Genomic DNA, 21,550 nt, shown 5'->3' with positions numbered 1-21,550 from the left:
CGCGCAACCGAGTTGCCGGCTTCGTTCCGCTCCTCTGCAATGGAACGTAGACTGGCTTTTCCGGCCGCCCGCAGCTCGCGGATGATGTGGGCTTGCTAAAGAGGCAAGCCGTCTCGGTTGGCGGCCTTTAGGCACGGCGTTTTCTTCACCTTTGAGGAGTGACGCCAGTCGTATCTGCTGTGGATCACACATGAGCATCCTGAAAGTTGCACACGCAAATTCTTCGTGCCCTTGCGGCATTTCGCGCATCATAGCAACCTCGATGCGAACCGTGTCAGCATCGAAAGCCTGACGGGAAATTCCTCATCATTTTCTTGAGGTCCCTACCTCCATTTGTAATCCACCTCACACCTGCAGCGAAGCTGCGGTCCGATATTGTCTCAGTCTTGGCGTCATTCGAGTAATTTACAGATTTCGTTCGGGCGCTCAGTCGTTCTTGCGTGGTTGGGCACTGAAACGGGAGGCCGGCATGCCAACGTCATCTCCCCTTGTGCGATGGTCGACTGAGATGCTGCCGGAGCGAACAAGGTTCTCCACGTTCCGTGAAGAGTTTACGCGGCTGAACCTCGCCTTGGACGTGATAGATCACAGCGGCGGCCGCCCGCGTATCAATGTCACCTACTTGCCGCTCGGCCCGGTTGGCGTTTGTAGCATTGTCACCACGCCGGTGGAGTTTATCCGTCACAAACGCCACCTCAAGGATAGCCGTGACCAATTCGGACTTAACATCGTCGAAGCTGGCCCGGTCCAATTTGCAAATGCTGGCCAAGAACATGTCTATGATGCCGGCGCCGCTTGTTTGGTTGACCGGGGAAGGCTGCTGCGAGTATTTGGGTCGCGTGGCGCCAGCGTCAAATTCGTGACCGTGCCGGCTGCCGCCCTTAGGTCGCTGGTTGCACAGCCGGAAGATCTATCAGGTCGGCCGGTGCGTCCTGGACCGGCGCTTCGCCTGCTCCACCTCTACCTGCAATCGCTCGCATCCTTCAAAGAACCTCCGTCATCAAAACTCGCCTCCACCGTCGGCACACATCTCCTCGATCTTGTGGCCGCGACGCTCGGGCCGACCGTCGAAGCTGCAAACCTCGTTACGGAGCGTGGTGTGAAGGCCGCCAAGCTGCAGGCGATCCTGGCGGAGGTCGCGCAACGCTTCGGCGATCCCAATGTCGATCTGAACAATGTTGCTGGAGCGCTCGGTATGTCGCGGCGATACGTGCAAAAGTTGCTCGAAGAGACCGGAAAGTCGTTCACCGAGCACCTTGCAGCGTGTCGGCTTGAGCGTGCCTTCGCGATGTTGACTGACCCGCACCATCTGCATTTGGCCATCATCGATATCGCGTTTGCAGTCGGCTTTGGTGATGTTTCTCATTTCAATCGCTCGTTCCGCCGACACTTCGGCGAGACGCCATCAGGCGTGCGCGCCGCATCGATGGTGCGGCAGAAGTCATCCTGCGCCTCCTCACAATGCGCGGGCGAAGGCCGCTGAAAACGCGGACAGTTCGACCTCGCGGGACGGCAGGCAGCGCGCACCGGGCTACAGGGCTGAAAGAGTTCCTTCACCTTGATCTATGGAATACGCGAACTGGCCATAACCGGGACCGCATCGCGTTGAAGAATGAGACCGTCGCTGCTGGGGGCCAAACGGAGACAATCCGATGAACACTCGGACACTTGCTGCAGCGCTCGTGGGAGCAACTCTGTTCGGCCTTACCGCTGCGCAGGCCGCGCCGAAGCCCAAGGCGAAACAGGCGGGCGCGGTCACGGTCACGGTCACCGTGACGAACTCGCGCAAAGCGGATCTAGTCCAGCTGGAGGCCAAGTCCGGGTCGCCAGACTGGAAGGAAGTACTCGGCCCGCTGAAATCCGGCAAGCAAGCGTCGGCTAAACTGCCACAGGCCAGCGATTGCCGCTTCGATCTGCGCGGGACGTTCGACGACGGCCAGTCGACGGATGCCTCCGGCATCAACGTCTGCGCCGATAAGACGCTCAACCTGACCGATTGACACAGGCTCTTTTATCGCGCTCCGCATCAGCACGACGTGGCAGACGGCAGGCGCAAGTGGCTCCGGAGAGAAGAGCACGTCTTTGGTGCTCTCGAGATCAGCCACTATCGACCGAAAGAGCGTCCGAACAGCGTGCGCATCGTCCATCCAAAGAATGACGAGGAAGCCTGGTGGCCGCTTTTCGATGAGACCGGCTCGACCTTGTTCCCGGAGCTGATGGCCGAGCTGAATGAAATCAAGCAGACGACCGTGTCCGGCCTGGTCTTTCGACGCGACCATTCGCACCGGAGGTCACCTACCCCGCTGCCATGGATCACAGCCAAGCAGGATCTTCGCTACCTGCGCGGGTCGTGAAAAAGATCGTTCACGCTGCCGATCTTCGGGAAGAACTGTCCTTTACATCATTCCGCCACGGCGGGTTCACCGAGGGCGTTGACAGCGATCTGACGGACGCTGAGCTCAGGGCCGCGGGCCGCCATCGCTCATCGCGGCAGTTGCCGACCTATGCAAAGCGCACACGGAAACAGCTAATTTCCGGCACGAAGAAACGGCGTGAAGAAAAGTACAAAGACAGCCGGTTTGTCGGAATAGCCATGACCCGTCTGTCGGAATGACGACCGTGACAAACCCCTAAGCTATTGAAAAGCTTGGTGGGCGCACCAGGGCTCGAACCTGGGAATCGGCAGCCGGACAACCACAAAGCATCGCACGGCGCTTCTGTTCCCTGCTCGATCTCACGACAACGATTAGGCGAATCCTTCATGCGCTAGGCGAACGAAAGAGAGCCCGTCCAGCCCGTCGTAGTTGCAGACACCACTTTTCAGCAAGGATTCGATTGCCGTCGGGTCGGGGATGCGTGCTACCGATTTGCTACGAGACCGTTCGCGAGTTTTCTCGCGCAGCCTAACTGCCTGATACTACGATGGAATCGTGGTAGCGGGAGAGGGACTCGAACCCCCGACCCCAGGATTATGATTCCCGTGCTCTAACCAGCTGAGCTACCCCGCCACAGGGTCGCGAGGGCCGAATAAGGCCGATCTCGCGAACGCGCGGCATATAAGGAAGGGGGCGGCGGGCTGTCAATCCGCCTTCGCTAAAGCTTTGGCGAGACAAGGCCGTTTGTGCCGAATTTGGCACCAGAATCTGCATCTTTCGGCACCAGACTCGTGGGGAGTCCCCCTCACCCGGATCGCATCTTCGATGCGCTCCGGCCCTCCCCGCAAGCGGGGAGAGGCGAAGGAAGAATCAGCCTATTTCGGCCTGACCGTCGGGTCGCCGCCGGGGCTGCCGGGGGGTGGGAGGACCGGCATGGCACCGTCCGTAGAGGGGGCCGGGGCGTGCATGTCGGGGTCGACGCCGGAGGGCGGGCAGAGCACGCCGTCGGACTTGGCCAGTTTGTCGCCGAGCGGTTCCCGGGACTGGCCGGTGGTGGTGCCGTCGGGCGCGGTGGCGCGGTTCGGGCGGTCCTGCGGCATGCAATTGGCGGCGTGCTGGGCCGATGGCGGCGCGGTCGCTTGCGGCGGCGTTGCAGGTCGCGGCGGGGCCTGCGCGATCGCGCTGCCTGAGGCTGCGATCAGGAGGCTGGCCAGAATGATGTTTGATGTGGTGCGCATGGGAGGGAAACGTCTCCGGCCATGCGGAGGTTCCGGCCGATGCACGGCGAATTGAAGCGCGGGAAATTGGCTGGCGGTTTCCTCGCGGCCGATCCTTCGAGACGCCCGCCGCTGGCGGGCTCCTCAGGATGAGGTCGCGTTTTGCGGCGACAGTGCCGGCCGATGGCGCGATCGCGGCAAATCGCTCTCACGATTTGACGTAGCGGATCAGCGAAAAGTGCCCCATCGGCGGCATCGGGCGGCGCTCGGCGAGCGTGACATCGCCGTGCTTGGCGGCCCAGTTGACGAGGCGGTCCCACGGGAATTCCGGGCGCCAGCCGAGGCGGCGGGCGATGGGGGCGAAGGCGAGCTCGAACAGCTTTCGCGGGCCACTCTCGGCGCCGATGTGGTTGACAAGGATCAGCTCGCCGCCGGGCTTGAGCACGCGCACGAACTCGTCGAGCGTACCTTCGGGATCGGGCACGGCGGTGATGACATATTGCGCGACCACCGCATCGAAAAAGTTTTCGGGGAAAGCGAGATTCTTCGCGTCCATCACCGAGAGCACTTCGACATTGCTAAGCCGCAGCGCGCGCACGCGCGCCTGCGCCTTGCGCAGCATCGGCTCGGAGATGTCGACGCCGCAAATCTTCGTGGTGCGCGAATAATCGGAGAGTGAAAGCCCGGTGCCGACGCCGACGTCGAGGATGCGGCCGCCGATCCGGTCAGCCTCGGCGATGGTCGACTGCCGTCCGGCGTCAAAAACCTTGCCGAACACGAGATCGTAGACCGGCGCCCAGCGGCCATAGGCCTTCTCGACCCCGGCCCGCGAGATGTCTGCTGCCATGCCCCCTGCCCCGGAAATTTTCTAGCCGCGTACCGCTTCCACCAGCGGCCTCGCAGTGCTCGTTGCGACTTTCGCGGCGGCGCTCTGGATAAAGCCGCCGCCGAGCACGCGCGCCTGGCCCGAAGGCGCGTCGTAGAACACGCAGGCCTGGCCGGGCGAAACGCCCTCCTCGCCGGCGACGAGCTCGACTTCGTAATGGCCGTTGCCGCCGCGCAGCCAGGCCGGCTGCGGGCTGCGGGTCGAGCGGACGCGCACGAACATCTCGAGGCCGGCGCCGATGGCGCGGTCGATGTCGCCGTCGCCGATCCAGTTGACGTCGCGCAGCACGATGCGGTGCATCTTCAGCGCATCGCGCGGGCCGACGACGACGCGGCGGCCCGGAGCATCCAGCCGCACCACGAACAGCGGCGCGTGAGCGGCGATGCCGAGGCCGCGGCGCTGGCCGACGGTGAAATTGGCGATGCCGTTGTGCCGGCCGAGCACGCGGCCGTCGAGATCGACGATGTCGCCGGGGTCCATCGCGTTCGGACGCAGGCGGGTGATGATGTCGGTGTAGCGGCCGGTCGGCACGAAGCAGATGTCCTGGCTGTCGTGCTTGTCGGCGACGGCAAGACCGAAGCGGCGCGCGAGCTCGCGCGTCTCGGGCTTGGTCATGTCGCCGAGCGGGAAGCGCAGGAAGTCGAGCTGCTCCTGCGTGGTCGCGAACAGGAAGTAGCTCTGGTCGCGATCGCTGTCGGCGGCGCAGACCAGCGCGCGCGAGCCGTCGTCGCGGCGGCGCGAGGCGACGTAATGGCCGGTGGCGAGCGCCTGCGCGCCGAGCTCGCGCGCGGTCTTCAGGAGGTCGCGGAACTTGACCGAGCGATTGCACTCGATGCACGGCACCGGCGTCTCGCCGAGCGCGTAAGAGTCGGCGAAATTGTCGATGACGGACTCGCGAAAGCGATCCTCGTAGTCGAGCACGTAATGGGGGATGCCGAGCTTGGCGGCGACGTCGCGGGCGTCGTGGATGTCCTGGCCGGCGCAGCAGGCGCCCTTGCGATGGGTCGCCGCGCCATGGTCGTAGAGCTGCAGCGTGATGCCGACGACGTCATAGCCCTCGGCCTTGAGCAGCGCAGCCGTCGTCGAGGAATCGACGCCGCCCGACATGGCAACGACGACCCTGGTGTCCTCAGGACGGCCTTCGAGATCCAGACTGTTCAGCATGGGCCTTAAAGCGTTGTGACGGCGGCGTTCGCGATCCGCGATGACTTGGACATTTCGGCTTCCGGCGGGACATCGACGCTCCCCGGGAACTGTGGTTCCCCCGGGGGCACGACTGCCCGGTCGAAAGCGGCTGAGAGCAGCTCTTTAATATAGGCGCCCTTCCGGTGAAGCAATCACGCGGGCGGCCGCTTAGGGCAATTCTTGCCGGGGAGGCAGAAATGGCGGGGCTCTTGCGTTCCTCGCGGCGGTGGCGAAAACCACCCAATTAATTGATTTTGCTGGATAAAATAGATCTCCAGGGAGCTGGCCCGCTCCTTGCTACCTCTATGCCGAAGATGTTTCCAAGAGGTTTTCCGTGGTCGGTCGGGCGTCAGACGTAGCAGCCAGCGTGCAGGTCCAGAGCGCGCAGCAAAAGCCTGCCCGGTCGCAGAGCGCCAAAGACACGTCCACCGACGACTCCTTCGGCTCGCTGGTCGACAGCAACACCCAGGCGATCAGCAACAACGCGCCGTCGCAGGACACCGCGCCGCGCCGGACCGAGTCGTCATCCTCGTCGTCATCCGCCCCGGACAAGGGCCCGCGCGATACCGCCGCGACCGACCAGCCCTCGCAGAGCAAGGCGAACGACGACACCGACACATCGGCCCCCACCGCGAACGACGCCACGGCCGATCAGGCCAAGCCGACCAAGGACAAGTCCGAGACCTCCGACGCCAAATCGGCGGATAAAGCCGACGGCACCAAGGGCGACAAGACCGACAGCACCGCTGCCGCCACCGTCGATGCCGCCGTGCAGCCCGACGCGACGCAGGTCGCTATGCCCGATCCGAACGCCATCGTGGTGGCCCCGCCCGTGGTGCCGGTCGATCCGAACGCGGCCGCGAGCCAGACCGGCGATGCCGCCGCCTCGCCGCTGACGATTGCGGCCGCCGGCATCGCCGCCAGCGCTTCCACCGCGGCGCAGATCGCAGGCGGCAAGACCGACACCGCCACGGCGAGCGACAAGGGCGCCAAGACCGCGGGTGCCAAGGTCGATGCCGACACGACGACAACACTGGGCGATGCCGCCACCGGCACGACCGCGACCGATGCCAAGACCAATGGCGGCCTGGTCGCCGTCGCCGACCAGGGCACGCCGAAGCCTTCGTTCAAGGCCGTCGCGACCGCCCAACGCGAGAGCGACGTCTCCAATATCGGCCAGGACGCGGGCAAGGCGAACGCCACGCAAACCGCGGCGACGACCGCGCATGCGCAAGCCGCCAAGCCGCAGGCCGAGGCGAACCCGACCGACGCGAAGACCGGCGCCTCCGACCGCTCCGACGCGACGCCGGTGACGGCAACCACGCACGCGCATGCGGGCACGCAGGCCGCAGTGCCCACGACCGACACCGGCGCGCAGGCCGCCTCCGCCATCCAGGCGCCGCTGACCAATACGACGTCGGCCGCCACCGCATCGACTGCGACGCTCACCGCGACCGCGGCAAATTCCACACCCGTGCCGATCAGCGGCGTGCCGGTCGAGATCGCCGCGGCCGCGCGCGCCGGCAAGACGCGCTTCGACATCAGCCTCGATCCGATCGACCTCGGCCGCATCGACGTCCGCATCAATGTCGACCGCAACGGCCAGGTCACCTCGCATCTCACCGTCGAGAAGCCGGAGACGCTGCAGATGCTGCGGCAGGACGCACCGCAATTGCAGCGCGCGCTCGACGATGCCGGCCTCAAGACCGGCAGCAACGGGCTGTCCTTCAGCCTGCGCGACCAGAATTCATCGGGCCAGAATTCCGGCCAGAACAACGACAATGGCGGCAGTGCCCGCCGGCTGATCATCAGCGAAGACGACACCGTTGCTGCGGCGCCCGTCGGGCGCGGCTACGGCCGCATGCTCGGATCGAGCAGCGGCGTCGACATCAGAGTGTGAGGAGTATTCGAACATGACCACCACGAATGCCGCCACCGCCCCGACGCCCGTCTCCGGGACCACCGACGTCCCGAAGTCGTCCTCGTCGAACTCGCTGAGCTCGAACACGGGCGCGACGCTCGCCGGCAACTTCCAGACCTTCCTGACGCTGCTGACGACGCAGCTGCAGAACCAGAACCCGCTCGATCCGCTCGACACCAACCAGTTCACTCAGCAGCTGGTGCAGTTCGCCGGCGTCGAGCAGCAGCTCAAGACCAACGATTCACTGTCCCAGCTCGTCACCCTGCAACAGACCACGCAGGCGACTCAGGCGCTGGGCTTCGTCGGCAAGACCGCGCTGGTCGACGGCTCGACCGCGACCATGACGAACTCGTCGGCGACCTGGCATCTCAACGTGCCGACCGACTCGACCGTCGACATCACCGTTGCCAATTCCACCGGCCAGACGGTGTTCACCGGTAAATATACCGCCGCTGCCGGCACCGACATTCCCTTCACCTGGAGCGGAATGGGCAATGACGGCACGCAATGGCCGGACGGCAAGTACACGATCACGGCGACGGGTAAGGACGTGGCGAACAACAATGTCGGCATCGCCGCGCAGGTGCAGGGCGTGGTGTCGTCCGTCGACCTGACCCAGTCGCCGCCGCTGCTCACCATCGACGGCGCCAGCTACACCCTGAGCCAGGTGAAGAGCATCATCGCCACCAGCAGCAACTAAAGGCGCGCGCCTCGCCACACACGAGATGTGATCCCCGCCTGGTGCGCAACTGCGCACGGCGCGGGGATCCATCACCACAGGACGTCGTTTTCGCGTGAGACCGTAACCCCGGGTCGTCGTCAAACTACCCCCTGGGGTTACGGGGTCCCGGGCTCGCGCTACGCGCGCCACGGGACGACAGTTGGGGCTTCGCCGGCTCCATTCGTTAGTAAAGTATTTACGAAGACCCCGCTCGGACGGCTCGGATCATGGTGTCCAGCCCTCCGGGCCGGCTGTGTTCCAGCCATTTTCAACGAGAATTGTATTGAAGCCTTAGGCTTAGCGGATTTTTAAGCCCGCACGCGTAGGGTTACGGCGTGAGTTCAGTGGTTGAGAGTTTGTGAGTACGCCATGACAGAACCCCATCGCCCGAGGGTAAAATACGTCATCGGGCCGGACGGCAGTCCGCTGACGATCGCAGATCTGCCCGCACCCGGCACCAAACGCTGGGTCATCCGCCGCAAGGCCGAAGTCGTCGCCGCTGTGCGTGGCGGACTTCTCTCCCTCGAGGAGGCCTGCAGCCGTTATACCCTGACGGTCGACGAATTCCTCTCCTGGCAGTTTTCCATCGACCAGCACGGTCTGGCGGGTCTTCGCACCACCCGCATCCAGCAATATCGCCAGTAAGCGATCCGGAAATCTGCAGCTTTTGACGAAAATCGGCCTCGCACCGCGAGGCCGATTTTTTTCATGTTTCCTTTTGGCGCGACTTTTGTCCCAGCTCTTAACCTTCGTTAACCATATCGAAACCATCACCTAGGCAATAATTGCCCAGTCGACCGCTCGGTTGCGGGTCGAAGCTTCGGGGCGGTTGCTTGCAAGGTCTTGCGGACTTTTTGAAGGGTATCGGCGCCGCCCGGTTCGGGGCGATGATCGCGGTCACCGCCGCGCTCATCGGCTTCTTCGCGTTCGTCATCATGCGCGTGACCACGCCGCAGATGACGACGCTGTTCACCGACCTCTCGGTCGAGGATTCTTCGGGCATTATCAAGGATTTGGAGCGACAGGGCATCCAGTTCGAGCTGCGCAATGAAGGCAGCATCATCATGGTGCCCAAGGACAAGGTCACCCGCCTGCGGATGAAGCTCGCCGAGGGCGGCCTGCCCAAGGGCGGCGGCGTCGGCTACGAAGTGTTCGACAAGTCGGATGCGCTCGGCACCACCTCTTTCGTCCAGAACATCAACCATCTCCGCGCGCTCGAAGGCGAGCTCGCCCGCACCATCCGCGCCATCGACCGCATCCAGGCCGCCCGCGTCCACCTCGTGCTGCCCGAGCGCCCGCTGTTCTCGCGCGAGGCGCCGGAGCCGTCGGCCTCGATCGTGGTGCGGGTCCGCGGCTCGCTCGAGGCCCAGCAGATCCGCGCGATCCGCCACCTCGTCGCCTCCGCCGTCAACGGGCTGAAGCCGCAGCGGGTCTCGATCGTCGACGAGGCCGGCTCGTTGCTCGCCGACGGCGCCGCGACCGATCCGGAGCAGGCGGTCGGTGACGAGCGCCGCACCGCCTTCGAGAAGCGGATGCGCAAGCAGGTCGAGGACATCGTCTCCTCCGTGGTCGGCTCCGGCCGCGCCCGCGTCCAGCTCTCCGCCGATTTCGACTTCAACAAGATCACCCAGACCTCCGACAAGTTCGATCCCGAGGGCCGCGTGCTGCGCTCGAGCCAGACCCGGGAAGAGAGCAGCCTCACCGCCGACAACAACGGCCAGGTCACCGTCAACAACGAGCTGCCCGGCAACCAGCAGAACAGCGGTCCCACGGCGAAGGACCAGAGCAAGAAGACCGAAGAGACCAACAATTACGAGATCTCCCGCACCACCAAGACCGAGGTGACCGAGGCCGGCCGGGTCAACCGCATCTCGGTCGCGGTGCTGGTCGACGGCATCTATTCCAAGAACGACAAGGGCGAGCTCGCCTACACGGACCGCACCAAGGAACAGCTCGATCGCATCGCCACCCTGGTGCGCTCGGCGATCGGCTTCGACCAGAAGCGCGGCGACCAGGTCGAGGTCGTCAACCTGCGCTTCGCCGACGCCCCCTCCACCGCCCCGATCGCCGAGCCCTCCGGTTTCCTCGGCATGCTCCAGTTCACCAAGGACGACGTCATGTACTTCGTCGAGCTCGGCGTGATGATGCTGCTCGGCCTGGTCGTGCTGTTCCTGGTGATCCGCCCGCTGGTCAAGCGCATCCTCGCCTCCGAGGAGGTCGCCGCCGCGATCTCCGGCGCCCTCGCCGGCCCCGCCGCTTCGGAGGAGGCCGCGCCTGCCGGGCAGGCGCTGCTGCCGGGCGGCGCCGCGAGCGCGATCGACGTCGCCACCATTCAGGGCCAGGTCCATGCCCAGTCCGTCCATCGCGTCGGCGAGCTCGCCGAGCGCAACCCCAACGAAACCGTCGCCATCATCCGCCAATGGCTGACCGAACCCGCGAAATAATCGAGAAGTGAACTGACATGGCCGGCAACCTGCAAAACGCCAACTCCAACGACATCACCAGCGTGATCTCGACGCTCGGTGCCCGCCAGGGCAGCCGCGCGGGCGGCAAGACCGAAGCGGTGACGGGTCCCAAGCGCGCCGCGATCCTGATGCTGGCGCTGGGCGAGCAATATGGCGGCAAGATCTGGTCGATGCTCGACGACGACGAGGTGCGCCAGCTCTCGCTGGAAATGTCGACGCTCGGCACCGTCGAGGTCGACACGGTCGAGGACATGCTGCTCGAATTCGTCTCGCGCATGTCGGCTTCCGGCGCGCTGATGGGCAATTTCGACGCCACCGAGCGGCTGCTGCAGCAGTACCTGCCGCCGGAGCGCGTCAACGGCATCATGGACGAGATCCGCGGCCCCGCCGGCCGCAACATGTGGGAAAAGCTCTCCAACGTGCAGGAAGAGGTCCTCGCCAACTACCTCAAGAACGAATATCCGCAGACCATCGCAGTCGTGCTGTCGAAGCTGAAGCCGGAACACGCCGCGCGCGTGCTCGGCATCTTCCCCGAGGAGCTCGCGCTAGACGTCGTCAACCGCATGCTGAAGATGGAGGCGGTGCAGAAGGAGGTGATCGAGAGCGTGGAAAAGACGCTGCGCACCGAATTCATGTCCAATTTGTCACAGACCCGCCGCCGCGACGCCCACGAGGTGATGGCGGAAATCTTCAACAATTTCGACCGCCAGACCGAAACCCGCTTCATCACCTCGCTGGAAGAGGACAACCGCGAATCGGCAGAGCGCATCAAGGCGCTGATGTTCACCTTCGACGACCTCGTGAAGCTGGATTCCGGCTCGGCCCAGACCCTGATGCGCAATGTCGACAAGGACAAGCTCGGCGTCGCGCTCAAGAGCGCCAACGAGGACGTCCGCAACTTCTTCTTCGGCAACATGTCCTCGCGCGCGGCCAAGATGCTCCAGGACGACATGGCGGCGATGGGCCCGGTGCGGCTGCGCGACGTCGACGAGGCCCAGGCGCTGCTGGTCAACCTCGCCAAGGACCTCGCCGCCAAGGGCGAGATCATGCTGACCAAGAACCGCGCCGACGACGAGCTGGTGTACTGATGGGCGCCCCGGCAAAATTCCTGTTCGACACCGACTTCGCGGCGCCCGAGCGGTCGCCGCGCGAGAAGGCTGCGACCGCCGCCGAGATCGCCCAGAAGATCGCGGAAGCCGAGGCACGCGCCTATCAGGACGGCTTTGCCGCCGGCCAGCGCGAAGCCAAGGCCGAGAGCGACCGCCGCGTCGCGCTCGCCATGGAAGAGATCAACATCGGTGTCCGCGGCGTCGCCGCCGGCATCGGCAACATCGAGACCAAGATGGAGACCGAGGCGGTCGACGTGGCGGTGGCGGTGGCGCGCAAGCTGTGCGCCGATCTGGTCGCCGCCGAACCGCTCGGCGAGATCATGGCGCTGGTCAAGGATTGCTTCTCGCACCTGGTCGCGACGCCGCATCTCGTCGTGCGCATCAACGACGCGCTCTACGACAGCGCGCGCGAGAAGATGGAGCGGCTCGCCAAGCAGAGCGGCTTCGAGGGCCGGCTGGTGATCCTGGCCGAGCCCGATATCGCCACCGGCGACTGCCGGATCGAATGGGCCGACGGCGGCGTCGTGCTGGAGCGCGGCGCCATCGTGGCCAAGATCGACGAAATGGTCGGACGCTATATCGCGTCCCGCAGGGGGAGCTAAGCCATGAGCGACACCGACGGACAGGTCCCGCTGCCCGATCTCAACGGCCCGATGCCGCCGACCGGTACGGACGTCGGCTACAACGAGGACGAATATGCGGCGCGCGCCGCCGCCGACCTCGAAGCCGTGTTCGACGTGCCGGTGCAGGTCTCGGCCGTGCTCGGCCGCTCCAAGATGGACGTCAGCGAACTGTTGAAGCTCGGGCCCGGCACCGTGCTCGAGCTCGACCGCCGCGTCGGCGAAGCCATCGACATCTACGTCAACAACAAGCTGGTCGCCCGCGGCGAAGTCGTCCTGGTCGAGGACAAGCTCGGCGTGACCATGACCGAAATCATCAAGACCGAACGCAGCTAGTAGCGCAAGGTATGACGCGCGGCAGCGCGACCAGACGGACAGGAGACTGACATGCGGCTTCTCATCGTTGGCACATTGAAGGGCCAGCTCACCACCGCCACCAAGATCGCGATGGAGAACGGCGCCACCGTGACCCACGCCGAGGATCACGAGCAGGCGATGCGCGTGCTGCGCGGCGGCAAGGGCGCCGACCTCCTGCTGGTCGACGTCGCCCTCGACATCCGTGACCTCGTGATGCGGCTCGAGGCCGAGCACATCCACGCGCCGATCGTCGCCTGCGGCATCACCAACGACGCCCGCGCCGCGGTCGCCGCGATCCACGCCGGCGCCAAGGAATACATCCCGCTGCCGCCGGATCCGGAACTGATCGCCGCGGTGCTGGCCGCCGTCGCCAACGATTCCCGCGAGTTGGTCTATCGCGACGAGGCGATGGCCAAGGTGATCAAGCTCGCCCAGCAGATCGCGGGCTCCGACGCCTCGGTGATGGTCACCGGCGAATCCGGCACCGGCAAGGAAGTGCTGGCCCGTTACGTCCACACCCGCTCGGCGCGCGCCAAGCGGCCGTTCATCTCGATCAACTGCGCCGCGATCCCCGAGCATCTGCTGGAATCCGAACTGTTCGGCCACGAGAAGGGCGCCTTCACCGGCGCGATCGCGCGCCGCATCGGCAAGTTCGAGGAAGCGACCGGCGGCACGCTGCTGCTCGACGAAATCTCGGAGATGGACGTCCGCCTGCAATCAAAACTGCTGCGCGCCATCCAGGAGCGCGTGATCGACCGCGTCGGCGGCACCAAGCCGGTGCCGGTGGACATCCGCATCATCGCGACCTCGAACCGCAACCTGGCGGAAGCCGTGCGCGAGGGCACGTTCCGCGAGGACCTGCTATTCCGCCTCAACGTCGTCAATCTGAAGATCCCGCCGCTGCGCGAGCGTCCCCTCGACATCCTCGAGCTCGCCCAGCATTTCGTGAAGAAATATGCCGAAGCCAACGGCGTGCCGGTGCGCCCGATCTCCGCGGACGCGCGCCGCGTGCTCTCCACCAGCCGCTGGCAGGGCAACGTCCGCGAGCTCGAAAACACCATGCACCGCTCGGTGCTGATGGCGCAGGGCGACGAGATCGGCCCCGACGCGATCCTCACACCCGACGGCGACCGCCTCGACCTCGCCAAGACCGCCCCGGCCGTGGCGCATGCGACCATGGCCGCCGAGCAGGTGACGCGGGCGCTTGTGGGCCGCACCGTCGCCGACGTCGAACGCGACCTGATCCTGGAGACGCTGAAGCACTGCCTCGGCAACCGGACCCATGCCGCCAACATCCTCGGCATCTCGATCCGCACGCTGCGCAACAAGCTCAACGAATATTCCGACGGCGGAATTCCGATCACACCGGCGGGAACGCCGGGCGAATATCCGCGGATGCCGATGGTGGGGGCGTAGGTCTCCACGCTGGTTGTGACTGCAAATGACCGGGCCAACTCCCGGGCATTTTGTTTTTGTTGGTGAGGCGCGTAGTCGCCACACTCTCAGTGTCGTCCCGGCGAACGCCGGGACCCATAACCCCAGAGAGGAGTTTGGCGAAGACCCGTCGTTCGGTACTCCTACCGACCACATCGATAGATTCCGCGGTATGGGTCCCCGCGTTCGCGGGGACGACACCGGTGAACATGGCCGCACCGCATCCGGCGACTAGGTCGCGGCCGTGCAACGCCCTATAACCCCGCGTGGGAACAACGCGAGGAACCACATGTCGGAAGCTCAAATCACGGACTGGCTGGCGTCGCAGCGGCAGGCGATGATCGATCTGCTGCGCGATGTCGTGAACATCGATTCCGGATCCTATGACAAGGAAGGCGTCGATGCGGTCGGTGCGCGGTTCGAACGGCATTTTGCCGAGCACGGCATTTCGTTCCGGCGCGAGAGCAACGCCACCTTCGGCGATGCGATCCATGCCGAGATCGCCAAACCCGGCAGCAACGAGAAGCCGGTGCTGTTGATGGGCCATCGCGACACCGTGTTCGGCAAGGGCGAGGCCGGGCGGCGTCCGTTCACGATTGAAGGCAAGCGTGCCTATGGACCCGGCGTTGCCGATATGAAGTCCGGCGTCGTGATGAACATCTTCGTGGCGACCGCCTTCCACAAGTTCGGCGGCAGCCCGCATCCGATCAAGGTGCTGATCACCTCGGACGAGGAGATCGGCTCGCCCTCCTCGCGCCCGGTGATCGAGCGCGAGGGACGGGCCGCACGCGCCGTGTTCAATTCCGAGCCGGGACGGCCGACCGGCAACATCGTCACCGGCCGCAAGGGAGGCATCTTCATGCACTTTGCCATTACGGGCAAAGCCGCGCATTCCGGCGCCAATTTCGCCGCGGGCGTCAGTGCGATCGGCGAGCTCGCGCACAAGATCGTCCAGATCCACGCGCTGACCGATCTCGACAAGGGCATCACGCTGAATGTCGGTCTCGTCTCGGGCGGGCAGTCCGTGAACACCACGGCGCCCTCAGCCGAGGGCCAGATCGACCTGCGTTACGTCGATCCGGCGGATCGTGCGAGGATCATGGCGGCGATCGAGAAGATCATCGCGACGTCCTACGTCCCGGGTACCAGCGCGACGCTGACGGTGAAGGGCGAGTTCGTGCCGGTGGTGCAGAGCACGGAGTCGAAGGCACTGTTCGAAGGCTATCAAGCGGCCGCAAAGCAGGTCGGCCTCGCCACGCTCCAGGGCGAGTTTTCAGGCGGCTGCGCCGATTCCGGCTTCACCGCCGCAGTCGGCACGCCGACCATCTGCGGCCTCGGGCCGGTCGGCGGGCTCGCGCACACGCCGGAGGAATATCTCGAACTCGACAGCATCGTGCCGCGCGCCCAGGCGCTGGCGCTGGCGATTTTGCGGGGGTGAGCGAAGGTGCCGTAGGGTGGGCAAAGCGAAGCGTGCCCGCCAATTCGGTCGTCTCGGATAGATGGTGGGCGCGGCGCAAGAGCGCCTTTGCCCACCCTACGAGACTCGTCATTCGTGGTTGCACGTGGATGGCCGGGTCAAGCCCGGCCATGACGAGTCGAGAGAGCCGTCACGAATAACTCGGCGCGTCCGGCTTGCGGAAGATGTGGATGGGGTCGCCCGGCACGATCGGCTGGCCGCTGAACATGGCATAGGCGTAGAGCGCGAGGTAGCCGATCGCGAGCGCGCCGATGGCGTAGAAGGCCCAGGTCGCGACGCGCCTCATCGTTCCGCTCCATGGCCGTCCCGGACGGGACGGCTCAGGGCGCTTCTAGAGCGATGACGGGGAAAAGGCCAGCCTGCGGCCCACCCTAGCGCAGCGATCAAACGCCGCGCAGGCCGCGGGCGGGAACGCTAACCTCGGCGAGCCTCGCCGCGTCTTCGTCCTGGTCGACCGCCACGTACTGGCCGTGCCAATAGGCCAGTGCAGCATTGCGGGTCGAATTCCTGACGCTGCTGACGCGCCCGATGACGATGCCGTGCGAATGGCGCTCGACGATCTCCTCGACCTCGCAATCGACCGCGGACAATGCACCAACCAGCAGCGGGACGCCCGAGACCGCCGTCACCCACTGGCTGCCCGCAAAGCGATCGGCCCCCTTCAGCCCGCCCTTGCCGGCAAAACGCTCGGCGACGTCGAGCTGGTCGGCCGCGAGGATGTTGACGCCGAAGGCGCCGTAGCGGCGGATCAGCGGGAAGGACGAGGCATCGCGGTTGATGCTGACCAGCAGCGTCGGCGGATCGACCGCCAGCGAGGTCACCGAGGTCACCGTCATGCCGGTAATGTCCTTGCCCCGCCCGGCGGTGATGACGCTGACGCCGCCGGTGAGGTGGCGCATGGCGCCGCGGAAATCGGCGGACGAGACGGCAGTTTCAGTCATGAGATCGCGAGGCACTACATTCATGGCATGGTCCCCGAAGCGGGGTTCCCCTGTATTTAGCCCGTCTTATTCGCGAGAGGGCGCCTGAGAGGCTGGCGAGCGTGGTGTAAAGCGCTGATGCGGCGTAGGATTCGGTTGCGAAGCCACCCCATCACCTTCAACCGCGAACGCCACGCCCGCCATGACCGATGATACGATTTCAGACCACTATCGAGAAGCAAGAATTCAACACAAATAAAACCTCTGCCTCGCGCTCGATCTCTTCATGCTTGATAGTCTCGTTTCGGAGGCTGATCACCCTACCGCGTCTAATAGGCCGCTCGCGCCGGTTTCTTTGGACGCGGCACGACCGCGACTCCACGTTTCGGCACAGAAATGATCGGGAGTCACTCAATCTTTCTTCAACTTAACCCGTCTTATTCGTAAGAGTGCGCCTGAGGGGTAAAGCGCTGATGCGGCGTAGGATTCGGTTGCGAAGCCAACCCCATCACCTCCAACCGCGAACGCCACGCCCGCCATGACCGACGATACGATTCCGCCCTTCTCGTTTCCAGCCGTTCACGCCAAGAAAGTCACAGCTGCCTTCGATGGTGGGCGCCTAACCTCGAACGGGGGCGTGATGCTTCTGGCGATGGCCGAGCGGCGTCTCGGTTTGGCCAACAATCTGGCCCGGGTGTTCCCGGATCGGCGCGATCCGACGCGGGTCGTGCACAGCCTGGTCGATATGCTCCGCGCTCGCATGTTCGCGATCTGCTGCGGCTACGAGGACGCCGACGACCTCGATCATCTGAGGTCCGATCCGGCATTCAAACTGGCCTGCGGACGGCTGCCGGACACGGGCCGGGATTTGTGTTCCCAGCCGACGCTGTCGCGGCTGGAGAATGCTCCGCGCCTGCGCGACGTGATCCGGCTGACCTACATTTTGGTCGACGCATGGATGGATAGCTACCCGCGCGAGCCGGCATCCGTCACGCTCGACATCGATGATACCTGCGACGTCGTCCACGGCCATCAGCAGCTCTCGCTGTTCAACGCTCATTATGACGAACGCTGCTTCCTGCCGATCCACGTCTACGACACGGAGAAGAGCCGGCCCGTGGCCGTCGTGCTGCGGCCCGGCAAGACGCCGGGCGGCGTCGAGGTGCGTGCCCATCTGCGCCGCCTGGTACGGCATATCCGGACGCGATGGCACAACACGCAAATTACGTTCCGTGGCGACGGGCACTATGCCCGGCCGGAGGCCATGGCGTGGTGCGAGACCAACGGCATCGACTACATCTTCGGTCTGTCCGGCACCAAGCCTCTCGCCAGAAAAGTCGACGAGGTCGCCGACGACATCCGCACGCGACGCGCCATCGAGAACCTGCCGGTTCTGCGTGGCTATACCGAGACGCGCCACAAGGCAAAGTCCTGGGATCGCGAACGGCGCACTGTCGCCCGTATTGAGGCGACGATGCTCGGCCTCGACATCCGCTTCGTCGTCACCAGCCTCGATGTCGGCTCGGCCGAGTGGATCTACGACAGCCTGTATTGCGCGCGCGGCCAAGCAGAGAATCTGATCAAGCTGCATAAGACACAGCTCGCCTCCGACCGCACCAGCTGCCGTTCGGCGCTCGCCAACCAGGTCCGTCTCGTGCTCCATACGGCCGCTTATTGGCTGATGCTGACCGTGCGCGACGCCATTCCCAAAGCCCGGGAATTGGCCGCTGCCGAGTTCGCGACGCTGCGTCTTCGTCTCTTGAAAATCGCTGCCCGTGTGGTCGAGACCACGAGCCGCATTCGCCTTGCGTTTGCCGCGGCATGTCCCGAAGCCGACCTGATCCGCGGCTTGCCAGGCGCGTTGCTGCCGCTCGGTCCTTGACCGGCGGGGCGTCCGCCCCCCGTTCGCCCAACCTATACCTCAAGCGCGTTGCAAAGTACGGGTCGTCAGGCGGTGAAAAGCCGAAGGCAATCCTGTGCGCCTCGTCAGACAAGATGTGCGGCCGCATCAATCGGGCCAAAAAGCCGCACTCTCACGAATAGGACGGGTTAGGTACGATCGTCCGCCGACAAAAGATGGCTCAGGATCGAGCCTTCGAGGCTTGCGAGCTCGGCGGAGCCGCGTTCGCGCGGCCGGGCGGTGTTAACCGTAACATCGTGGGCAATCCGGCCCTCGTCGATCACCAGGACCCGGTCGGCCAGCGCGACGGCCTCGGCGACGTCGTGGGTCACCAGGATCGCGGTAAAGCCCTGGTCGCGCCAGACCCGCTCCAGCAGCCGCTGCATCGAGATGCGGGTCAGCGCGTCCAGCGCGCCGAGCGGCTCGTCGAAGGCGAGCACACGCGGATGGGAGACCAGCGCACGGGCGAGCGCAACGCGCTGCTTCTGGCCGCCCGACAGCACCGACGGCCACTGATCACGCTTGTCGGTCAGCCCAACCTCGGTCAGCGCCTTCTCGGCGCGCGCATGCGCATCACTGGATGAGCGATTACGGCCGAGACCGACCTCGACATTGGAGAGCACCCTCGCCCAGGGCAGCAGCCGCGGCTCCTGGAACATCACGCGGATGTCCTCGGGCTGGACATCCTGGTTGAAGCTGATGCTGCCGGCGTCGATCTTTTCCAGGCCGGCGATCAGCCGCAAGAGCGTGCTCTTGCCGCAACCGCTCTTGCCGACGATGGCGACGAACTGGCCGGCGGGAATGTGCAGGTCGATGCCGCGCAGCACCTCGTTGTCGCCGTAGGATTTGCGCAAGCCACGGATGCTGAGCGGCAGGCCTGTCGTCTGCGCCGGGCGCTCCTCGCGCACGACGCGTGCCTGCGGTACGAAATTGGCGCGGCTGGCGAGCTCGGTTTCGGGAAGGGCCGTACGAAGAGCTGTCTGCATGTCACTCTCAGCGTTTCTGGAAGGCGGGGTGCCAGGAGAGCGTCAGGCGCTCCAGCACACGGGAGGCGCTGTCGGCGAGCTTGCCGAGCAGAGCGTAAATCAGGATCGAGAGCACGACGACGTCGATCAGCATGAACTCGCGCGCCTGCATCGCCATGTAGCCGAGGCCTGAAGACGCCGCGATGGTCTCGGCGACGATCAGGGTGAGCCACATGATGCCGAGCGCAAAGCGGATGCCGACGAAGATCGAGGGCAACGCGCCGGGGAAGATCACGCGGCGGAACAGCTCACTGTCGGTCATGCCGTAGATGCGGCCCATCTCGATCAGCTGCGGGTCGACGGTTCGGATGCCGTGCAGCGTGTTGAGGTAGATCGGGAAGAACACGCCGAGCGCCACCAGGAACAGCTTTGCGCTCTCGTCGATGCCGAACCACAGAATGACCAGCGGGATCAGCGCCAGATGCGGCACGTTGCGCACCATCTGCAACGTGGTGTCGGTGAGCTTGGCCGAGAGCTGCGACAGGCCGTTGGCGAGCCCGAACGCGAAACCGATGCCGCCGCCGATCAGGAAGCCGATCGAGGCGCGCCAGAACGACACCCAGATGTTGCGGACGAGCTCGCCGGAGAGCAGCAGCTTCCAGCCGGCGAGCGCGACATCGCTCGGCGCTGGCAGCACGCGAACCGGCACAAAGCCGGTGACGCTCGCGACCTGCCAGATCGCGATGATGGCGAGCGGCACGATCCACTGGATCAGGCCGTCAACCCGCGGCAGGCGGAAGCTGCGCGGAAGTGAAACGCTGTCGATCAGGCTCATGACTCAGACACTCGCTGCTGCGGACGGTAATCGCTGCCGACGGTCTCGCCAAAGGGACCGCCGTTGAAGTGCAGCTTGGTCACGTTGCTCGGCTGCTCCAGCGAGAGCAGCGGGAATACCAGCTCGGCAAAGCGATACGCCTCCTCCAGATGCGGGTAGCCCGACATGATGAAGGTATCGATGCCGATATCCTGATACTCCTTGATGCGGGCCGCGACGGTCTGGGCGTCGCCGACCAGCGCCGTGCCGGCGCCACCGCGCACGAGACCGACACCGGCCCACAGGTTCGGGGCGATCTCGAGCTTGTCTCGCTTGCCGCCGTGGAGCTGCGCCATGCGCTGCTGACCGACGGAGTCCATGCGGGCAAAGTTCTTCTGCGCCAGCGCGATGGTGTCGTCGCTGACATGCCTGATCAGCTCGTTCGCGGCGCTCCAGGCCTTCTCATTGGTCTCGCGGACGATCACGTGAAGACGAATGCCGAAGGAGAGCTTGCGGCCGCGCGCAGCTGCGACCTCCCTCACCTTCGCGATCTTCTCGGCAACCAGAGCCGGCGGCTCACCCCAGGTGAGATATTTGTCGACAGCGTCGACGGCGACGTCGATGCCGGCATCGGACGAACCGCCGAAATAGAGTGGCGGCCGCGGCGACTGCACCGGCAGAAACAGCAGCTTGCCACCCTCGACATGGATGTGCTTGCCCTCGACATTGACGGTCCTGCCGGCGAGCAGGTCGCTATAGACGCTGAGGAACTCGCGGGTGACCTCGTAGCGCTCGTCATGGCCGAGGAAAATGCCGTCGCCCTTGTTCTCGACGGGATCGCCGCCGGTGACGACGTTGACGAGAAGCCGGCCATTGGTGACGCGGTCGAGCGTCGCCGTCATGCGCGCCGCCACGCTCGGCGATTGCAGGCCGGGGCGGACAGCCACGAGGTAGCGCAGCCGCTCGGTGAACGGCGCAACCGAGGAGGCGACGATCCAGGAATCCTCGCAAGATCGCCCGGTCGGCAACAGCACGCCGTAATAACCGAGCTGGTCGGCGGCCTGCGCGATCTGGCGCAGATAGTTGAAATTGACCTCACGGCCGCCGATGCCGGTGCCGAGATAGCGGCCGTCGCCGTGGGTCGGCAGGAACCAGAGGATGTTGGCGTTGGATTGCATAATCAT

General features: G+C 65.0%; 22 protein-coding genes and 1 tRNA gene. 14 read left to right on the top strand and 9 right to left on the bottom strand.

The window, feature by feature from the left end:
* The first annotated feature begins 508 nt into the window (after positions 1 to 508).
* The 4 genes from J4G43_RS10340 (at position 509) to J4G43_RS10325 (ending at position 2,614) form a co-directional block, all read left to right on the top strand.
* Positions 509 to 1,483 carry a helix-turn-helix transcriptional regulator gene (locus J4G43_RS10340; RefSeq protein ID WP_071909834.1) on the top strand — a complete coding sequence of 325 codons (975 nt, stop codon included), beginning with the start codon at positions 509 to 511 and terminating at the stop codon, positions 1,481 to 1,483.
* Positions 1,484 to 1,652: 169 nt separating this feature from the next.
* A complete protein-coding gene (locus tag J4G43_RS10335; RefSeq protein WP_208084713.1) occupies positions 1,653 to 2,000 on the top strand; it encodes a hypothetical protein in 348 nt (115 codons plus the stop codon).
* Positions 2,001 to 2,036: 36 nt separating this feature from the next.
* Positions 2,037 to 2,354: a hypothetical protein gene (locus J4G43_RS10330; protein WP_208084712.1), complete on the top strand. Its 318-nt coding sequence runs from the start codon at positions 2,037 to 2,039 to the stop codon at positions 2,352 to 2,354.
* Positions 2,351 to 2,614: a hypothetical protein gene (locus J4G43_RS10325; protein WP_208084711.1), complete on the top strand. Its 264-nt coding sequence runs from the start codon at positions 2,351 to 2,353 to the stop codon at positions 2,612 to 2,614. The genes J4G43_RS10330 and J4G43_RS10325 overlap by 4 nt, the downstream gene beginning before the upstream one ends.
* A 317-nt stretch (positions 2,615 to 2,931) precedes the next feature.
* On the opposite strand, the gene J4G43_RS10320 is transcribed toward J4G43_RS10325, so the two are convergent.
* From J4G43_RS10320 to mnmA, 4 genes are all read right to left on the bottom strand, one after another.
* Positions 2,932 to 3,008 (bottom strand) — tRNA-Met (locus tag J4G43_RS10320).
* Positions 3,009 to 3,250: 242 nt separating this feature from the next.
* Positions 3,251 to 3,613, bottom strand: coding sequence for a hypothetical protein (locus J4G43_RS10315; RefSeq protein ID WP_071909831.1), 363 nt, complete (start codon positions 3,611 to 3,613; stop codon positions 3,251 to 3,253).
* Positions 3,614 to 3,800: 187 nt separating this feature from the next.
* Positions 3,801 to 4,439, bottom strand: a complete 639-nt coding sequence (locus J4G43_RS10310) for a class I SAM-dependent methyltransferase (RefSeq protein ID WP_208084710.1) — start codon at positions 4,437 to 4,439, stop codon at positions 3,801 to 3,803.
* Between the two features lie 21 nt (positions 4,440 to 4,460).
* Positions 4,461 to 5,642, bottom strand: coding sequence for a tRNA 2-thiouridine(34) synthase MnmA (gene mnmA / locus J4G43_RS10305; RefSeq protein ID WP_063981204.1), 1,182 nt, complete (start codon positions 5,640 to 5,642; stop codon positions 4,461 to 4,463).
* Positions 5,643 to 5,997: 355 nt separating this feature from the next.
* Here mnmA and J4G43_RS10300 point away from each other — a divergent pair, with 355 nt between their 5' ends.
* The 9 genes from J4G43_RS10300 to J4G43_RS10260 all read left to right on the top strand — a co-directional run bounded on the left by J4G43_RS10300 (position 5,998) and on the right by J4G43_RS10260 (position 15,728).
* Positions 5,998 to 7,563, top strand: a complete 1,566-nt coding sequence (locus tag J4G43_RS10300; protein WP_208084709.1) for a flagellar hook-length control protein FliK — start codon at positions 5,998 to 6,000, stop codon at positions 7,561 to 7,563.
* Positions 7,564 to 7,576: 13 nt separating this feature from the next.
* Complete coding sequence (locus tag J4G43_RS10295; RefSeq protein ID WP_085399144.1) at positions 7,577 to 8,284, top strand: flagellar hook assembly protein FlgD; 708 nt, start codon at positions 7,577 to 7,579, stop codon at positions 8,282 to 8,284.
* 390 nt (positions 8,285 to 8,674) lie between these two features.
* Positions 8,675 to 8,950 (top strand): CtrA inhibitor SciP, encoded by a 276-nt coding sequence (gene sciP / locus J4G43_RS10290; protein WP_002714638.1) that lies wholly within the window; start codon positions 8,675 to 8,677, stop codon positions 8,948 to 8,950.
* 188 nt (positions 8,951 to 9,138) lie between these two features.
* A complete protein-coding gene (fliF, locus tag J4G43_RS10285; protein WP_028153249.1) occupies positions 9,139 to 10,749 on the top strand; it encodes a flagellar basal-body MS-ring/collar protein FliF in 1,611 nt (536 codons plus the stop codon).
* Positions 10,750 to 10,766: 17 nt separating this feature from the next.
* On the top strand, positions 10,767 to 11,858 hold the full coding sequence (fliG, locus tag J4G43_RS10280) for a flagellar motor switch protein FliG (RefSeq protein ID WP_028153248.1): 1,092 nt from the start codon (positions 10,767 to 10,769) through the stop codon (positions 11,856 to 11,858).
* Positions 11,858 to 12,481, top strand: a complete 624-nt coding sequence (locus J4G43_RS10275; protein ID WP_063981200.1) for a FliH/SctL family protein — start codon at positions 11,858 to 11,860, stop codon at positions 12,479 to 12,481. Before fliG ends, J4G43_RS10275 begins: the two co-directional genes overlap by 1 nt.
* 3 nt (positions 12,482 to 12,484) lie before the next feature.
* Positions 12,485 to 12,835 (top strand): flagellar motor switch protein FliN, encoded by a 351-nt coding sequence (fliN, locus tag J4G43_RS10270; RefSeq protein ID WP_018318401.1) that lies wholly within the window; start codon positions 12,485 to 12,487, stop codon positions 12,833 to 12,835.
* 51 nt (positions 12,836 to 12,886) lie between these two features.
* Positions 12,887 to 14,272 (top strand): sigma-54-dependent transcriptional regulator FlbD, encoded by a 1,386-nt coding sequence (flbD, locus tag J4G43_RS10265; protein WP_208084708.1) that lies wholly within the window; start codon positions 12,887 to 12,889, stop codon positions 14,270 to 14,272.
* Between the two features lie 307 nt (positions 14,273 to 14,579).
* Entirely contained in the window at positions 14,580 to 15,728 is a 1,149-nt protein-coding gene (locus J4G43_RS10260; RefSeq protein WP_208084707.1) for a M20 family metallopeptidase, read from the top strand.
* Positions 15,729 to 15,897: 169 nt separating this feature from the next.
* Here the strand turns inward: J4G43_RS10260 and J4G43_RS10255 are convergent, their stop codons facing one another.
* Together J4G43_RS10255 and J4G43_RS10250 are read right to left on the bottom strand one after the other, a co-directional pair.
* Complete coding sequence (locus J4G43_RS10255; RefSeq protein ID WP_208084706.1) at positions 15,898 to 16,053, bottom strand: hypothetical protein; 156 nt, start codon at positions 16,051 to 16,053, stop codon at positions 15,898 to 15,900.
* 97 nt (positions 16,054 to 16,150) lie between these two features.
* Positions 16,151 to 16,732, bottom strand: coding sequence for a flavin reductase family protein (locus tag J4G43_RS10250; protein WP_063981198.1), 582 nt, complete (start codon positions 16,730 to 16,732; stop codon positions 16,151 to 16,153).
* Positions 16,733 to 17,225: 493 nt separating this feature from the next.
* Here J4G43_RS10250 and J4G43_RS10245 point away from each other — a divergent pair, with 493 nt between their 5' ends.
* Positions 17,226 to 18,569, top strand: coding sequence for an IS1380-like element ISBdi2 family transposase (locus J4G43_RS10245; RefSeq protein WP_208084705.1), 1,344 nt, complete (start codon positions 17,226 to 17,228; stop codon positions 18,567 to 18,569).
* Between the two features lie 167 nt (positions 18,570 to 18,736).
* On the opposite strand, the gene J4G43_RS10240 is transcribed toward J4G43_RS10245, so the two are convergent.
* The 3 genes from J4G43_RS10240 to ssuD are packed head-to-tail and all read right to left on the bottom strand — an operon-like array spanning position 18,737 to position 21,550.
* Entirely contained in the window at positions 18,737 to 19,573 is an 837-nt protein-coding gene (locus tag J4G43_RS10240) for an ATP-binding cassette domain-containing protein (protein ID WP_208084704.1), read from the bottom strand.
* 7 nt (positions 19,574 to 19,580) lie between these two features.
* A complete protein-coding gene (locus J4G43_RS10235; RefSeq protein WP_208084703.1) occupies positions 19,581 to 20,387 on the bottom strand; it encodes an ABC transporter permease subunit in 807 nt (268 codons plus the stop codon).
* A complete protein-coding gene (gene ssuD / locus J4G43_RS10230; protein WP_208089282.1) occupies positions 20,384 to 21,550 on the bottom strand; it encodes an FMNH2-dependent alkanesulfonate monooxygenase in 1,167 nt (388 codons plus the stop codon). The genes J4G43_RS10235 and ssuD overlap by 4 nt, the downstream gene beginning before the upstream one ends.

The sequence above is a fragment of the Bradyrhizobium barranii subsp. barranii genome (genome assembly GCF_017565645.3).
Lineage (GTDB): Bacteria > Pseudomonadota > Alphaproteobacteria > Rhizobiales > Xanthobacteraceae > Bradyrhizobium > Bradyrhizobium barranii.
Note: the sequence above shows the minus strand (reverse complement) of the source record. Positions and strands in the feature narration are given on the sequence as shown.

What these genes read in the sequence shown, in the direction of transcription:
- J4G43_RS10340 (WP_071909834.1), top strand. Translation starts at nt 509, where the DNA reads ATGCTGCCGGAGCGAACAAGGTTCTCCACGTTCCGTGAAGAGTTTACG.
- J4G43_RS10335 (WP_208084713.1), top strand. Translation starts at nt 1,653, where the DNA reads ATGAACACTCGGACACTTGCTGCAGCGCTCGTGGGAGCAACTCTGTTC.
- J4G43_RS10315 (WP_071909831.1), bottom strand. Translation starts at nt 3,613, where the DNA reads ATGCGCACCACATCAAACATCATTCTGGCCAGCCTCCTGATCGCAGCC.
- J4G43_RS10310 (WP_208084710.1), bottom strand. Translation starts at nt 4,439, where the DNA reads ATGGCAGCAGACATCTCGCGGGCCGGGGTCGAGAAGGCCTATGGCCGC.
- mnmA (WP_063981204.1), bottom strand. Translation starts at nt 5,642, where the DNA reads ATGCTGAACAGTCTGGATCTCGAAGGCCGTCCTGAGGACACCAGGGTC.
- J4G43_RS10295 (WP_085399144.1), top strand. Translation starts at nt 7,577, where the DNA reads ATGACCACCACGAATGCCGCCACCGCCCCGACGCCCGTCTCCGGGACC.
- sciP (WP_002714638.1), top strand. Translation starts at nt 8,675, where the DNA reads ATGACAGAACCCCATCGCCCGAGGGTAAAATACGTCATCGGGCCGGAC.
- fliG (WP_028153248.1), top strand. Translation starts at nt 10,767, where the DNA reads ATGGCCGGCAACCTGCAAAACGCCAACTCCAACGACATCACCAGCGTG.
- J4G43_RS10275 (WP_063981200.1), top strand. Translation starts at nt 11,858, where the DNA reads ATGGGCGCCCCGGCAAAATTCCTGTTCGACACCGACTTCGCGGCGCCC.
- fliN (WP_018318401.1), top strand. Translation starts at nt 12,485, where the DNA reads ATGAGCGACACCGACGGACAGGTCCCGCTGCCCGATCTCAACGGCCCG.
- flbD (WP_208084708.1), top strand. Translation starts at nt 12,887, where the DNA reads ATGCGGCTTCTCATCGTTGGCACATTGAAGGGCCAGCTCACCACCGCC.
- J4G43_RS10260 (WP_208084707.1), top strand. Translation starts at nt 14,580, where the DNA reads ATGTCGGAAGCTCAAATCACGGACTGGCTGGCGTCGCAGCGGCAGGCG.
- J4G43_RS10255 (WP_208084706.1), bottom strand. Translation starts at nt 16,053, where the DNA reads ATGAGGCGCGTCGCGACCTGGGCCTTCTACGCCATCGGCGCGCTCGCG.
- J4G43_RS10250 (WP_063981198.1), bottom strand. Translation starts at nt 16,732, where the DNA reads ATGAATGTAGTGCCTCGCGATCTCATGACTGAAACTGCCGTCTCGTCC.
- J4G43_RS10245 (WP_208084705.1), top strand. Translation starts at nt 17,226, where the DNA reads ATGACCGACGATACGATTCCGCCCTTCTCGTTTCCAGCCGTTCACGCC.
- J4G43_RS10240 (WP_208084704.1), bottom strand. Translation starts at nt 19,573, where the DNA reads ATGCAGACAGCTCTTCGTACGGCCCTTCCCGAAACCGAGCTCGCCAGC.
- J4G43_RS10235 (WP_208084703.1), bottom strand. Translation starts at nt 20,387, where the DNA reads ATGAGCCTGATCGACAGCGTTTCACTTCCGCGCAGCTTCCGCCTGCCG.
- ssuD (WP_208089282.1), bottom strand. Translation starts at nt 21,550, where the DNA reads ATGATTATGCAATCCAACGCCAACATCCTCTGGTTCCTGCCGACCCAC.